This is a genomic window from Streptomyces sp. NPDC006872 (assembly GCF_040635845.1).
Taxonomy (GTDB): Bacteria; Actinomycetota; Actinomycetes; order Streptomycetales; family Streptomycetaceae; genus Streptomyces.
The window spans coordinates 119,869-132,941 of record NZ_JBEYIL010000008.1 but is presented as its reverse complement, the minus strand read 5'-3'; the positions used below and the strand labels follow the sequence as shown (position 1 = coordinate 132,941).

The 13,073-nt window shown below is 71.9% G+C and carries 14 protein-coding genes; 10 read left to right on the top strand and 4 right to left on the bottom strand.

The features are described from left to right. Nucleotides 1–8: 8 nt before the first annotated feature. From ABZ725_RS24210 to ABZ725_RS24200, 3 genes are all read right to left on the bottom strand, one after another. Nucleotides 9–758, bottom strand: coding sequence for a glucose 1-dehydrogenase (locus tag ABZ725_RS24210; RefSeq protein ID WP_358804662.1), 750 nt, complete (start codon nucleotides 756–758; stop codon nucleotides 9–11). 51 nt (nucleotides 759–809) lie between these two features. Beyond that, entirely contained in the window at nucleotides 810–1,613 is an 804-nt protein-coding gene (locus ABZ725_RS24205) for an SDR family NAD(P)-dependent oxidoreductase (RefSeq protein WP_358804661.1), read from the bottom strand. Nucleotides 1,614–1,808: 195 nt separating this feature from the next. Further along, entirely contained in the window at nucleotides 1,809–2,516 is a 708-nt protein-coding gene (locus tag ABZ725_RS24200) for a TetR/AcrR family transcriptional regulator (RefSeq protein ID WP_358804660.1), read from the bottom strand. A gap of 226 nt (nucleotides 2,517–2,742) precedes the next feature. Here ABZ725_RS24200 and ABZ725_RS24195 point away from each other — a divergent pair, with 226 nt between their 5' ends. Next, nucleotides 2,743–3,567, top strand: a complete 825-nt coding sequence (locus tag ABZ725_RS24195) for an SDR family oxidoreductase (RefSeq protein ID WP_358804659.1) — start codon at nucleotides 2,743–2,745, stop codon at nucleotides 3,565–3,567. 21 nt (nucleotides 3,568–3,588) lie between these two features. Here the strand turns inward: ABZ725_RS24195 and mftG are convergent, their stop codons facing one another. Then, nucleotides 3,589–5,172, bottom strand: a complete 1,584-nt coding sequence (mftG, locus tag ABZ725_RS24190; protein ID WP_358804658.1) for a mycofactocin system GMC family oxidoreductase MftG — start codon at nucleotides 5,170–5,172, stop codon at nucleotides 3,589–3,591. A 123-nt stretch (nucleotides 5,173–5,295) separates the two neighbouring features. Here mftG and mftA point away from each other — a divergent pair, with 123 nt between their 5' ends. From mftA to ABZ725_RS24145, 9 genes are all read left to right on the top strand, one after another. Next, on the top strand, nucleotides 5,296–5,442 hold the full coding sequence (mftA, locus tag ABZ725_RS24185) for a mycofactocin precursor MftA (RefSeq protein WP_351911121.1): 147 nt from the start codon (nucleotides 5,296–5,298) through the stop codon (nucleotides 5,440–5,442). Nucleotides 5,443–5,452: 10 nt separating this feature from the next. Next, nucleotides 5,453–5,728, top strand: coding sequence for a mycofactocin biosynthesis chaperone MftB (mftB, locus tag ABZ725_RS24180; RefSeq protein ID WP_358804657.1), 276 nt, complete (start codon nucleotides 5,453–5,455; stop codon nucleotides 5,726–5,728). Then, the gene (gene mftC, locus ABZ725_RS24175; RefSeq protein ID WP_358804656.1) at nucleotides 5,725–6,945 is read left to right on the top strand and encodes a mycofactocin radical SAM maturase; all 1,221 of its coding nucleotides are present in this window, start codon (nucleotides 5,725–5,727) and stop codon (nucleotides 6,943–6,945) included. The genes mftB and mftC overlap by 4 nt, the downstream gene beginning before the upstream one ends. Beyond that, a complete protein-coding gene (mftD, locus tag ABZ725_RS24170) occupies nucleotides 6,938–8,170 on the top strand; it encodes a pre-mycofactocin synthase MftD (RefSeq protein ID WP_358804655.1) in 1,233 nt (410 codons plus the stop codon). The genes mftC and mftD overlap by 8 nt, the downstream gene beginning before the upstream one ends. A gap of 2 nt (nucleotides 8,171–8,172) precedes the next feature. Next, nucleotides 8,173–8,994 carry a mycofactocin biosynthesis peptidyl-dipeptidase MftE gene (mftE, locus tag ABZ725_RS24165; protein WP_358804654.1) on the top strand — a complete coding sequence of 274 codons (822 nt, stop codon included), beginning with the start codon at nucleotides 8,173–8,175 and terminating at the stop codon, nucleotides 8,992–8,994. Continuing rightward, nucleotides 8,991–10,442 carry a mycofactocin biosynthesis glycosyltransferase MftF gene (gene mftF / locus ABZ725_RS24160; RefSeq protein ID WP_358804653.1) on the top strand — a complete coding sequence of 484 codons (1,452 nt, stop codon included), beginning with the start codon at nucleotides 8,991–8,993 and terminating at the stop codon, nucleotides 10,440–10,442. Before mftE ends, mftF begins: the two co-directional genes overlap by 4 nt. 63 nt (nucleotides 10,443–10,505) lie before the next feature. Then, entirely contained in the window at nucleotides 10,506–11,687 is a 1,182-nt protein-coding gene (locus tag ABZ725_RS24155) for a hydroxylase (protein ID WP_358804652.1), read from the top strand. After that, nucleotides 11,684–12,256, top strand: a complete 573-nt coding sequence (locus ABZ725_RS24150) for a flavin reductase family protein (RefSeq protein WP_358804651.1) — start codon at nucleotides 11,684–11,686, stop codon at nucleotides 12,254–12,256. The genes ABZ725_RS24155 and ABZ725_RS24150 overlap by 4 nt, the downstream gene beginning before the upstream one ends. 37 nt (nucleotides 12,257–12,293) lie before the next feature. Continuing rightward, on the top strand, nucleotides 12,294–13,034 hold the full coding sequence (locus ABZ725_RS24145) for a hypothetical protein (protein WP_358804650.1): 741 nt from the start codon (nucleotides 12,294–12,296) through the stop codon (nucleotides 13,032–13,034). The last annotated feature ends 39 nt before the right edge of the window (nucleotides 13,035–13,073 follow it).

Here is a 13,073-nt window from a genome sequence, read left to right as displayed (position 1 = left end):
CGGCGGACTCAGCGCGCCGTCCAGCCTCCGTCGACGTACAGCTCGGACCCGGTCATGAAGCTCGCGTCGTCGGAGGCGAGGAAGGCCACGGCGGCCGCCACCTCCTCGGGCGTGCCGAGCCGGCCGAGCGGTGTGCCCTCGATCATCGCGGTCAACCGGGGTGTGTCGCGCCAGAGTTCGCGCGACCGGGGCGTCTCGACGAAGCCGGGGTGCAGGGAGTTCACCCGGACTCCGTGCCGCGCCCAGTGCAGCGCGGCATTCTTGGTCATCAGGCGCACGGCGCCCTTGGCCGCGTGGTACGAGAACTGGGCGCCGAAGCCGCCGACCGTGCCGAAGATCGACGCGACGTTCACGATCGAGCCGCCGCCGGAACGCTCGATGGACGGGCCGCCGTACTTCATGCCGAGCCAGACACCGGTCTGGGTCACCCCCAGGACCTGTTCCCAGGACTCCATGGTCTCGGTCTCGACCGTGTGCATCGTGGCGATGCCGGCGTTGTTGACCAGCACGGACAGCTCTCCCAGCGCGGCGGTGGCCGTGGCGACGACCTCGCGCCACGCCTCCTCCTCCGAGACGTCCAGCGCCAGCCCCAGGGCCCCGCCCCCGACCTCCTCGGCGAGCTTCTCGCAGCGATCGGCGTCGAGGTCGGTCACCACGACGGCCGCGCCCTCGGCCGCGAGCCGTCGTACGACGGCGTCGCCGATGCCTCCCGTGGCCCCGGTCACCAGCGCGGTCTTCCCGGCCAGCCTCGATTGCATGGAGTCCCCTCCTCGTTGACAGCGTGATGGTGTGTCGGCCTTCGGTGGTCTTCAGTCCCGTACGCCGAGCCAGGCGAGCGCGCCGCCGTCGATCACGTACGACGATCCGGTGATGAACGCGGCGTCGTCGGAGGCCAGGAAGCACGCCAGCCTCGCGACCTCCGCCGGGCGTCCGAGCCGCTCCACCAACTGCGGTGCGGTCAGCTCGTGTTCCATGGCGGCACGGTCGGGGGCGGCGGCGAAGAAGTCCTGGGCGAGCGGTGTGTCGATGACGCCGGGACAGAAGCAGTTGCAGCGCACCGGGGCCAGGTCGACCGCGGTGACCTTGGTCAGATGGATGACGCCGGCCTTGGTGACCCCGTAGGCGGGGGCGTTGGGGAAGCCGGTGAGGCCGGACACGGATGCGGTGTTGACGATGGCCGGTCCACGCCGCGAGCGCCGCAGATGCGGTGCGGCGAACTTGGTCGTCAGCCACACCGCCTTGAGGTTGACCTCGTAGACCGCGTCCCAGACCTCCTCGGAGAGCGAGCCGACGCCACGGTCCGGTTCGGCCGTGAACGCGGTCTCGATCACCCCGGCGTTGTTGACCAGGACGTCGAGTCCCTCGAAGCGCTCCGCGGTCCGCGCGACCATGTCGGCGATGCTGTCGCGGACGCGCAGATCGCAGACGATCGCCTCGGCCTGCGCCCCGGCGGCGCGTACCAGCTCCGCGGTCTCGGCGGCGGTCTGCTCGTTCCGGTCGGCGACGGCCACCGCGGACGCGCCCTGCCGAGCCATCTCCACGGCGATCGCCTGTCCGATGCCCTGTCCCGCACCGGTGACGAGCACGGTCCTGCCGTCCAAGGAACCCATCATGAGTCTGCTCCCGAGTACGCGTCGCGAGACCTGAACTGAATTTGCTTCATTTCGATAGAGTCTAGGTTCGCAAGGCGCGGGCGACAAGGCTGGGGGCGGAGACTGAACCCGGTTGAAGTGGTGTACGGGGTCAGCTCGGAGCCGGGGCGGCTCCGGCCGGCCTGCGGTGCGCCGCAGCGCCCCGCAGGCCCTTCGTCACTGATCGGCGGGGACGGACTCCCACTTGGCCTCGGGGTCGAGCGGCAGCTCGGGCCGGTCGCGCTTGAAAGCCTCGGCCAGTTCCTCGACCCTCGGCAGGGCGTGGTCGGGCGCGCCGAATCCGCGGAACAGGGTCGCGCAGTACTCGTGGGCCAGGAAGGCGGCGTCCCAGTCCCCGTCCGGGTTCACCCACTGGTAGGTGTGGTTGTGCAGGTTGAGGAACTGCAGGGTGGCCAGTCGCGGCGGCATCGTACGGAAGGTGCCCTGCTCGACGGCCTCCGTGAGCAGTCCCGAGATCAACTGCTCGAAGTCGGCACGCTGGCCCAGCAGGGTCTTCAGCTCGGTGCCGCTCAGACTGCGGTAGTCGTGCTCGTAGACCCAGATGTGGTCGAGCCTGCGGAAGATGATGGTCAGCAGTGACTCGGACAGCAGGCGCAGTCGCAGCAGGGGATCCGCGTCGAGCTCCGCGATCTGCCGGGTCCGGGACAGCAGCGGCCCCATCACGCGGGACTGGATCTCGACGAGCAGGTTCTCCTTGGAGCCGATGTAGTAGTACAGGGCTCCCTTGGCGAGCCCGACCGCCCGGCCCAGGTCGTTGATGGACGTCGCCGCGTATCCCTGCTGGGCGAACAACGACGCCGCGATGTCGATGATCTTCTGGCGTCTGACCTCGAAGCCCGGTCCGTGGCCCGGCGGTCGTGGCATGAGCTCTCTCCCCGCTTGACGTGACGACGTATCGATTAAAGCCGACTTCGGGGGCCGCGTCGGACGGCCGGCCCTGGCGTCGGGGGAGCGGACTCGGGGACCTCGTTCGATGTGACCGGACCAAACGGTACGACAGGTTGCGGGACGCGGGGTGTCCGGGGAGGCCTCTGTGCCGCCGACCGCGAGACACTCGTCCGTGACGAGTGTCTCCAGTGAGGAGTGACGCATGACCACGGTAGGGATCGCCACCGGTGCCGGGCGCGGGACGGGGGAGGCATGCGCGAGGCGTCTTGCCGACATGGTCGACGTGCTGTTGCTCACCGACGCCAACGACGCGGTCGCCGCCGCCGTCGCGAAGGACGTGTCCGGCGCCGGCACGAGGGCCGCCGTCGAGCCGTTCGGCATGGATGTCACCGATCCGGAAGACCTCGCCCGGCTGGCCCGGCGGGTCAGGGAGCTCGGCACGCTGCGCGCTGTCGCGCACGCCGAGAGCGTCGCGCCGGAGGAGGCCGACTGGCGCAGGATCATCGAGGTCGACTTCGTCTCGACTGTACTTCTCGCCGCGGAGCTCGGCCCGCTGGCCACCGCCGGGACGGCCTTCGTGTACACCGCCTCGGTGTCCCCGTTGATCGCGCACATCGACCCCGCCCGGGACGTCGCGGCCGTCCTGGACGACTCGGCGCAGGAGGGATTCCTCGACCGTCTCCGTGACGCCATCGGCCCGGCCGTCGAGGACCCCGCCTGGGCGTACCCGTGGGCCACCTACGGTGTGCAGCGCTTCGCCCGCGCCGAGGCGGTGCGACTCGGGCCGGTGGGCGCCCGCGTGTGCTCCCTGTCGCCCGGCGCGATCGACACCCCGCAGACGCGGAGGGAGGCGGCGCGGAACGAGTCGGTGCGACAGCTCATCCAACGCACGCCGCTGGGCCGCACCGGCCGATGCGAGGAGGTCGCCGCGGTCGCCGCGTTCCTGCTGTCGGACGAGGCGAGCTACCTGACCGGTGTCGACATCGTCGTCGACGGCGGTCTGTGCGCCGCCGTACAGGACGAGTGACAACGGTGCGACCGGACCGGTTCACGTCAGGCCGCGTCGCATGGCGTCGGCGACGACCTCGCCGATGAGGACGGCGGTGGCCGCCGGGCCCCGCAACGGGGGCGCGGGCAGGATCGACGTGTCCGCGACCCGCAGTCCCGCGACACCGTGCACCCTGCCGTAGGAGTCGACGACGGCCCGCGGATCGTCGGCGGGGCCCATGGGCGCGGTGCCGCAGGTGTGATGGGACGTGCCGAGCCGCCCGAGGATCCACCGGTCGAGCAGACGGTCGTCGTTCAGCACCTGCGCCACCGGTTCCGTGAGCCCGTCGGAGAGCTCCCCGAAGTCGTCGGTGCCGACCGACTCGGCGGTGACACGGACCGCTTCGCGCATGGCCCGCCGGTCCCGGGCGGTCGACAGATAGCCGTAGTCGAGGCTCGGAGGCATCGCGGGATCGGCGGAAAGCATGCGCATCCGGCCGCTCAGCCGCGGGGTCTGGACGGAGACGAGGAACGCGAGGGGTGCGAGGGGAGCGCCGGGAACGGACACCCTCCCGCTCGTCAGCCCGGCCATGGGGACGAGGGACTGCAGGATCTCCAGATCGCCCGGGTGACCCCCGTCCGAGGAGGACAGGTGCAGGACGCCGCCGAGCCACGAGCCCGAGGGCTCCGGCAAGGGCCGCCGGGGCACCCACTCCAGGACCACCTGGGGGTGGTCACCGAACCGGGCTCCGACGGCGGGAGCGTCCCTGACGACGGGGATGCCGAGGGCCTCGAGCTCGCGGCGCGGCCCGATCCCCGACAGCTGCAGCAGGTGAGGGGAGCGGAACGCGCCCGCGCAGAGCACGATCTCGCCGCCGAGGACGACCGCGCGGCGTCCGTCCCGCTCCACCAGTACACCGACCGCGCGGCCACGCTCGACGACGACCCTGAGGACCGTACTGTCCCCTTCCACCAGAAGGTTGGGACGGTCGAGCGCGCCCAGCAGGTAGCCGATACCGGTGTTGACGCGCACGCCGTCCACGGCGTTGGACGGCACGGGTCCGAATCCGGGCGGGTCCTGAGCGTTCTTGTCCGGCTCCTCGGGAAAGCCCAGCCTGCGGGCGGCTGCCCGGAACGCGACGGCGGCGGGGTGCCGAAGCTCCGTGCGGCGCACGCGTACCGGCCCGCGATCACCGTGCAGCGCATCGGCGCCGTGGTCGAGGTCGGTCTCCAGAGCACGCAGAAACGGCAGCACCCGCTCGTACGACCAGGCGGCGCCGCCCACGGCTGCCCAGCGGTCGAAGTCGTCCCGCCGGGCACGGACGAAGTACCCGCCGTTGACGGTCGTCGAGCCGCCGAGCCCGTGCCCCCGGACGACCGTGTACGGACGCGTCGGCGTGAGGTGCACGGCGTACGGCCGAAGAGCCGGGTGTCCCGGCTGTGCCCCGGGGACGAGCCGTGCGTCCAGCGACCCGGGTGCGAACGCCGACGGGTGCCGCGGCACCGGACCCGCCTCCAGTACCAGTACCGTGCGGCCGGGGTCCTCGCTGAGCCGGGCCGCGAGGGCGGCGCCGCTGCCCCCGGCGCCCACGACGATGACGTCCGGGGCGCGTGCCAGGCCGCGCCCGTGCTGGGTCGGCTCCATGGGCCAGGGATTCAACACACGCTGACCGCACCGTGCAACGGCCTGTTCCACTGGCCGGGACCGGCGCACGTAACCGGCCTGCCGGTGACCTACCGTCAGTCGCCGATGCCAAGGGAGGGTCGCATGAACGAGCTCCGCACCGCCCTGTCCGAAGGGGCCGCCGCCGAGACGGAGTCCGAGGCCGATCGGGTCGCGGACATGGCCCCGCTGATCGAAGCCGAGGATCTCCTGGAGGAGATCTCCATCGACGGCATGTGCGGCGTCTACTAGGCGCCGCCGTATGACGGAGATGGACCTCGACCGCGCCTGGGGCCTGCATCCGCAGGTCTCGGTGCGGCCGGAACCCTTCGGCGCGCTGCTGTACCACTTCGGTACCCGCAGGCTCTCGTTCCTCAAGGACCGGCGGCTCCTGGCCGTCGTCCAGGCCCTCGCCCACGAGCCCACGGCTCGCGCCGCCTGCCGGGCCGCGGGTCTCGGAGAGGACGAGCTGCCTCGCTACGGCCGGGCCCTCGCCGTCCTCGTCCAGTCGTCGATGGTCGTCGGAAGGACCCCATGAGCGCCCGCATGACCGGTATGCCACGGCTGGTCGACCTGTTCGAGCAGGGGCTCGACGCGCCGATCTGCCTCACCTGGGAACTCACCTACGCCTGCAACCTGGCCTGCGCGCACTGCCTGTCCAGCTCAGGCCGCCGCGACCCGCGCGAACTGAGCACCGCCGAGGCCAAGGCCGTCATCGACGAACTGGAGGCCATGCAGGTCTTCTACGTCAACATCGGCGGCGGCGAGCCCACCGTCCGCGCGGACTTCTGGGAACTCCTGGACCACGCCACGGCCCACCACCTGGGCGTGAAGTTCTCCACGAACGGGGTGCGGATCACCCCCGAAGCCGCCGAGCGCCTCGCCCGCAACGACTACGTCGACGTCCAGATCTCCCTCGACGGCGCCACCGCCGAGGTCAACGACGCGGTGCGCGGGGCGGGTTCGTACGCGACGGCGCTCCGGGCGCTGGAGAACCTGGCTGCCGCGGGGATGCAGAACTTCAAGATCTCCGTGGTCTGCACCCGGCACAACATCCCCCAGCTCGACGCCTTCAAGACCCTCGCCGACCGCTACGGCGCCCAGCTCCGCCTGACCCGGCTGCGCCCCTCCGGGCGCGGCGCCGACGTCTGGGACGAGCTGCATCCCACGGCCGCGCAGCAACGCGAGCTGTACGACTGGCTGTCGGCACACGGCGACGACGTGCTGACCGGCGACTCCTTCTTCCACCTCGCCGCCTATGGGCAGCCCCTGCCCGGCCTCAACCTGTGCGGCGCCGGGCGCGTCGTGTGCCTGATCGACCCGGTCGGCGACGTCTACGCCTGTCCGTTCGCGATCCACGACGACTTCCTCGCCGGGAACGTCCGCGAGGAGGGCGGCTTCCGCGGCGTCTGGCGCGACGCCGAACTGTTCGCGCGGCTGCGCGCCCCGCAGCACGGCGGCGCCTGCGCGTCCTGCGCGTTCTACGACACCTGCAAGGGCGGCTGCATGGCAGCCAAGTTCTTCACCGGGCTCCCGCTGGACGGCCCCGACCCCGAGTGCGTCCAGGGCCACGGCGAGCGGGAGCTGGCCCGACACGACCGGACCCGGGCGCCCAGACCCTCCGGCGACCACTCGCGGCGCGCCCCCGTGGACCTCGCCCTCACCCGGCGTCCCCCGGTGAGCGCCTGCGACGAGAACCCGCTGGCCGGGCTGGACCTCACACCTACCCGAAGCAAGGACACGGCACATGCCTAGGAACCCCTGGTTCGAGACGGTCGCCGAGGCACAGCGGCGGGCCCGCAGGCGGCTGCCCCGTTCGGTGTACGGCGCGCTCGTCGCCGGCTCGGAGCGCGGCCGCACGCTCGACGCCAACCTCGCCGCCTTCGCCGAACTCGGCTTCGCCCCCCGGGTCGTGGGCCACCACGCGGACCGGGACCTGTCCACGACCGTGCTCGGCGTGCCCACCGCGCTGCCCGTGCTGATCTCGCCGACCGGCGTGCAGGCCGTCGACCCCGAGGGCGAGGTGGCCGTCGCCCGCGCCGCCGCGAGCCGGGGCGTCGTCATGGGCCTCAGCTCGTTCGCGAGCCGAAGCGTCGAGGACGTCGCCGCCACCAAGGCCGACGTCTTCTTCCAGCTGTACTGGAGCGGCACCCGCGAGACCATGGTGCAGCGCATGGACCGGGCCAGGGCCGCCGGCGCCAAGGCGCTCATCGTCACCCTCGACTGGTCCTTCTCCCACGGCCGTGACTGGGGCAGCCCCGCCATCCCCGACAAGCTCGACCTCAAGGCCATGCTGCGGTTCGCCCCCGAGGTGCTGCCCAGGCCCGGCTGGTTGTGGAAGTACGCCAGGTCCGGCCGGCTCCCCGACCTGACCGTGCCCAACCTGAGCGCTCCCGGCAGCCCGGCCCCCACCTTCTTCGGCGCCTACGGCGAATGGATGCAGACCACGCCGCCCACCTGGGAGGACGTCGCATGGCTGCGAGCGGAGTGGGGCGGCCCCTTCCTCCTCAAGGGCGTGACCCGGGTGGACGACGCCAAGCGGGCGGTCGACGCCGGTGTGTCGGCGTTGTCCGTGTCCAACCACGGAGGGAACAACCTGGACACCACCCCGGCCACCGTCCGGGTGCTCCCGTCCATCGTGGAAACGGTCGGCGACCAGGCCGAAGTCCTGCTGGACGGCGGTGTCCGCCGTGGCGGCGACGTGGCGAAGGCGCTCGCCCTGGGCGCCCGCGCGGTCCTCATCGGCCGTGCCTGCCTCTGGGGCCTCGCGGCGAACGGACAGGCCGGCGTCGAGAACGTGCTGGACATCATGCGCGGCGGGCTCGACTCGGCCGTCCTGGGCCTCGGACACTCCTCCGTCCACGAACTGGGTCCCGAGGACCTGGTGACACCCCCGGGCTTCCCGCTGACCCTGGGCGGCGCGGACGTGCCGACGGCTCCCGCGACGCCCCCGGCCGGCACCGGGGCACCGGTCGGCTGAGCATGTCGGAGGAAGCCGCGTCCCGAGTGCTGGCCGACACGGTCTGGCCGGCCGTGCCGTCCGGCGCGCTCGTCCTGGTGCCGGTCGGGTCCACCGAACAGCACGGACCGCATCTGCCGCTCGACACCGACACCGTCGTCGCCCACGCCGTCGCGCGGCGCACCGCCGACACCCTCGCCGCGGGACCGAACGGCCCGTTGTCGGTCGCACCGCCCCTCGGCTACGGCGCCAGCGGCGAACACGCGCACTTCCCGGGGACCGTCTCGATCGGGTACGAGGCGCTGCGCGCGGTCATTGTGGAACTGGCCCGCTCGCTGTCCCTGTGGGCGGGCCGCGTCGTGTTCGTCAACGGCCACGGCGGCAACACGGCCGCCCTCGACTCGGCCGTCGCTCTGCTGCGCGCCGAGGGCCACGACCTCGCCTGGACCGGCTGTGCGGTGCCGGGCGGCGATGCGCACGCCGGCCGCACCGAGACCTCTCTGATGCTGCACCTGGCGCCCGAGCGGGTACGACTGGACAGCGCGACCGCCGGTGACACACGACCGCTCGCCGTCCTCCTGCCGGACCTGATGGCGCTCGGAGTCCGCGCGGTCTCGCCCTCCGGCGTGCTCGGCGATCCCGCCGGAGCCTCCGCCGAGGAGGGGCGCCGGGCGTTGGACGCGACGGTGTCCGCGACGGTCCGCCGGATCACCCGGTGGACCGTCGACGACCGGGGCCGCCTGGCCGAACCCGACCGCCCGCCCGGGATATCAGGGACATCAGTGACATCGGGGGCATCCAGGTCATCCGGACGGTCCGGGTCGCCGCAGGCCATGGGCCCATGACGCTTCCCCTCGGCTCCGTGGTCGAGTTCGACCGGCACACCCGGGTGGTCGACGGCGGCCGGGCCCTTCTCGGCGGCTTTCCGACCCGGCTGCTGAAGCTGACCCCGAGGGCGCGCAGACTGCTTGTCGGCCGGAGGCTCCCGGTGCGGGACGCGGCGAGCGCGCTCCTCGCCGACCGGCTGCTCGACACCGGCATGGCCCATCCCGTCGTCGCCTCGCTCCCGACTCCCGCCGACCCCCGGTACACGGTCGTCGTACCGGTCCGCGACCGTGCACGCCAACTGGACCGGCTGCTGGGCAGCATCGGCACGGACGCCCCCGTGATCGTGGTCGACGACGCCTCGCGGCGCCTGGCGGCCGTGGCCGCCGTCGCCGCCCGGCACCGCGCCCGACTGGTCGCCCTGCCCGCCAACGTCGGGCCCGCCGGCGCGCGCAACGCCGGGCTGCGCTGGGTCACCACCCCGTACGTGGTGTTCGCCGACTCCGACATCGTGCTCGACCCCGACACGGTCCCGACCCTGCTGCGGCACTTCGCCGACCCACGGGTCGCCATGGCCGTACCTCGCATCACCGGCCTGTCCACCGCCGCCACGACCTGGATCGAACGGTACGAGAACTCCCGGTCCTCCCTCGACCTCGGCGCCCACCCGGCCTCGGTGCGCCCCGGCACTCCCGTCTCGTGGGCGTCCTCGGCCTGCGTCGTGGCACGGGTCGACGAGTTGGCGGACGGCTTCGACGAGAGCATGCGCGTCGGTGAGGACGTCGACCTGTGCTGGCGGCTGATCGAAGCGGGCCGACGCGTACGCTACGAGCCCACCGTCCGGGCCGCCCACGAACATCGCGTGCGCGTGGGGGACTGGCTGCTGCGCAAGGCCGTCTACGGCACCGGAGCCCAGCCCCTTGCCGAGCGGCACCCCGACTGCATCGCACCTGCCGTGTTCGCCCCGTGGAGCACGGCGTTCGCCGCCGCGCTGCTCGCCCAGCGGCGCTGGTCGGCGCCGGTCGCGGGGGCCGTCCTCGGCGTCGTCGCCGTGCGCATCGCCCGCAAGCTTGACGGGACCGGGCACCCCGGCCGGCTGGCCGTGCGGCTCACCGTCAACGGCGCGCTGGGCACCCTGACGCAGACCTCCGCGCTGCTGACCCGCCACTGGTGGCCGCTCACCGCAGTCGGCTGTACGGTGTCCCGCCGGGTGCGCCGGGCCACGGCGGTCGCCGCCCTGGCCGACGTCGCACTCGAGTACCGGCGTGATCAGGCCACTCTCGACCCCCTCCGCTACGGCATCGCCCGCCGTCTCGACGACCTCTCCTACGGCGCCGGCGTGTGGCTCTCCGCCCTCGAGGGCCGCTCCGTCGCCGCACTGCGCCCCCGCGTCACGCGCCGAGGCCGACGCCCTGTCCCGGTCAGCGGAAAGCGCCCAGCGGGTGCCCGTCCCGCGCCCCGACACTGAGGCCATCCCGCCGCCGGCGACGCGCGGCGCATGCGATGGATCAGTCACCAGGAGGTGTGCGGAGTGACGCATGAAGTGGTCGGCCGTGTAGAGGAGTTGGGCGCCGAACTGGCCGCGCTCGCCGACGAGAACGAGTCACTCGGCAAGCTGAGCGACCGGACCGTCGAACTGCTCAAGTCCGCGGGGGTCATCCGGCTTCTGCAGCCCAAGGAGTTCGGCGGATTCGGTGCCCATCCCCGGGACTTCGCCGAAGCGGTGATGGCGGTCGCCCGGTACGACGGGGCCGCGGGCTGGGTCAGCGGCGTCGTCGGGGTGCATCCCTGGGAGCTGGCCCAGCTGGACCCCCGGCTCGCGCACGAGGTCTGGGACGACAACCCGGACACCTGGATCGCCTCGCCCTACATGCCAGGCGGCATCGCCGAACCGGTGGACGGCGGATACCTCCTCAGCGGACGCTGGCCCTTCTCCTCGGGCAGCGACCACTGCGGCTGGGACTTCCTCGGCGCCCTCCTCGGGGACGGCAAGGGCAGACCGGCGGGGCCGATCACCGTGCTGCACGTCGTGCTGCCCCGCTCGGACTACGAGATCATCGACGGCACCTGGGACGTCGTGGGACTGTCCGGCACCGGCAGCAAGGACGTCGTCGTCGACAAGGCGTTCATCCCCGAGTACCGCACGATCAGGCAGGAGGAGGTCCAGGAGGGAACGGCCGCCGAGGCGGTCGGACTGACCGACACGCTGTACAGACTGCCCTTCAGCTCGATGTTCCCGCTCGGGATCACGGCCGCCGTCATCGGGATCTGCGAGGGCGCGCTCGCCGTTCACCTCGGGCAGCAGCGCGACCGCGTCGCCGTCACCGGCGTCCAGGTGCGCGACGACCCGTACGTCCTCTACGCCGCCGGGGAGGCCGCGGCCGAGATCGCCGCCTCGCGGGTCCAACTCATCGACGGCATCAGCCGGTTGTACGACCAGGTCGAGGCCGGCAGGCCGATCAGTCTGGAGGATCGGGCGAACGTCCGGCGCAACCAGGTTCGTTGCGCCTGGCGGGCCGTCTCCGCCCTCGACGAGATCTTCGCCCGGTCCGGCGGCAACGCGATCCGCCGGGGCAACCCGATGCAGCGGTTCTGGCGGGACGCGCACGTCGGACTCCAGCACATGATCCATGTGCCGGGCTCCGCCTACCACGCGAACGCGCTGGCCGCGATGGGCCTCGAACTGCCCGAACCGATGCGCATCCTGATATGAGCGACGGCGCGTCGCACTCCCGGACGGCGGACGCGCATGCGGTCGAGGGGCGACGGTTCCGCGAAGTCCTGGGCAACTTCCCCACGAGCGTGGTCGCGATCACCACCACGGACGGCGAGGCACGGCCGCACGGCATGGTCGTCGGCACCTTCACCTCGGTGTCGCTCGACCCGCCCCTGGTGTCCTTCCTCGCCGACCGCTCCTCCACGACCCTGCGGACGATCAGGGCCGCGGGCCGCTTCTGTGCCAACGCGCTCGCCGGCAACCAGGAACGCCTGTCACGGCAGTTGGCGACGCGTCCGGCCGGGCAACGGTTCGACGGCGCCCCGTGGCAGGCGTCGGACCTGGGCAATCCCGTGCTGGACGGGATCGTCGCCTGGGTCGACTGCGCGGTGGAGCAGGTCGTCGAGATCGGCGATCACCTGTTGGTCGTCGGGCGGGTACGGGACCTGCGCGTCGAGTCGATGAAGACCCCGCTGCTGTTCTTCCGGAGCGGATACGGCGACTACCTGTCGAGCACGACCGTGCTCATGGACAGGCTCGTCGGCTGGGACGAGATCGGTCGGTAGACACCGGTGGAAACCGGTCCGCACACAAGGAGCCGCAATGAAGAAAGACCTGCACATAAGACTGCAAAGAGTGTCGGCGTGGTGTGGCGTCATCCTCTTCGTGGGATTCCTCGTCGCGTTCGCCGTGGGCCATCTCACGCCGCCCATGAGCCCGACGGAGAGCCCCGAGGACGTCGTCGCCTTCCTCAAGGACCACCGCACGGGAATCCTCACCTGTGTCGCCCTGATGGTTCTGCTCGTCCCGTTCGAGTATCCGTACGTCGTCGTGACGAGCATGCAGCTGCGCCGGGTCGAGGGCGGCTGGGGGCTGCTGTCCATGATCCAGCTCACCACGGGCGTGGTGGCGCCGATCGGCTTCTTCTTCCCGCTCGCGATCCTCGCCGCCGCGGCCTACCGGCCGGAGGCCCACTCCGTCGACGTCCTGACTGCGATGGTCGACACCTTCTGGCTCATGTTCGTGGGCAACGCCTGCATATTCGTGCTCCAGGTCTGGTCGATCGGATACGCCGCGTTCATCGACCACACCCGGGAGAAGCCGCTCTTCCCACGCTGGTACGGCTGGCTCAGCGTCGTGCTGGGAGTGACGCTCATTCCGGGCGCCTTCGTCTTCCTCAACCAGGACGGGCCGCTCGCCTGGAACGGACTGCTCGCCAACATCGTCCCCTCGATCGCGTACGCCCTGTGGAAGATCGCCACGCCGTACGTGCTGCTGAAGGCGATCACGAACGAGGAGCAGGAGCCGGCCGGGAAGCCGGACACCGAACCGGTGACCGTGTAGAACGGCCCGACACGCCTGTGGCCCCGCGGTAGTCGTCGT

Coding starts and splice junctions, on each gene's coding strand:
- ABZ725_RS24210 (WP_358804662.1), bottom strand. CDS start 758: ATGCAATCGAGGCTGGCCGGGAAGACCGCGCTGGTGACCGGGGCCACG.
- ABZ725_RS24205 (WP_358804661.1), bottom strand. CDS start 1,613: ATGATGGGTTCCTTGGACGGCAGGACCGTGCTCGTCACCGGTGCGGGA.
- ABZ725_RS24200 (WP_358804660.1), bottom strand. CDS start 2,516: ATGCCACGACCGCCGGGCCACGGACCGGGCTTCGAGGTCAGACGCCAG.
- ABZ725_RS24195 (WP_358804659.1), top strand. CDS start 2,743: ATGACCACGGTAGGGATCGCCACCGGTGCCGGGCGCGGGACGGGGGAG.
- mftG (WP_358804658.1), bottom strand. CDS start 5,172: ATGGAGCCGACCCAGCACGGGCGCGGCCTGGCACGCGCCCCGGACGTC.
- mftA (WP_351911121.1), top strand. CDS start 5,296: ATGAACGAGCTCCGCACCGCCCTGTCCGAAGGGGCCGCCGCCGAGACG.
- mftB (WP_358804657.1), top strand. CDS start 5,453: ATGACGGAGATGGACCTCGACCGCGCCTGGGGCCTGCATCCGCAGGTC.
- mftC (WP_358804656.1), top strand. CDS start 5,725: ATGAGCGCCCGCATGACCGGTATGCCACGGCTGGTCGACCTGTTCGAG.
- mftD (WP_358804655.1), top strand. CDS start 6,938: ATGCCTAGGAACCCCTGGTTCGAGACGGTCGCCGAGGCACAGCGGCGG.
- mftE (WP_358804654.1), top strand. CDS start 8,173: ATGTCGGAGGAAGCCGCGTCCCGAGTGCTGGCCGACACGGTCTGGCCG.
- mftF (WP_358804653.1), top strand. CDS start 8,991: ATGACGCTTCCCCTCGGCTCCGTGGTCGAGTTCGACCGGCACACCCGG.
- ABZ725_RS24150 (WP_358804651.1), top strand. CDS start 11,684: ATGAGCGACGGCGCGTCGCACTCCCGGACGGCGGACGCGCATGCGGTC.
- ABZ725_RS24145 (WP_358804650.1), top strand. CDS start 12,294: ATGAAGAAAGACCTGCACATAAGACTGCAAAGAGTGTCGGCGTGGTGT.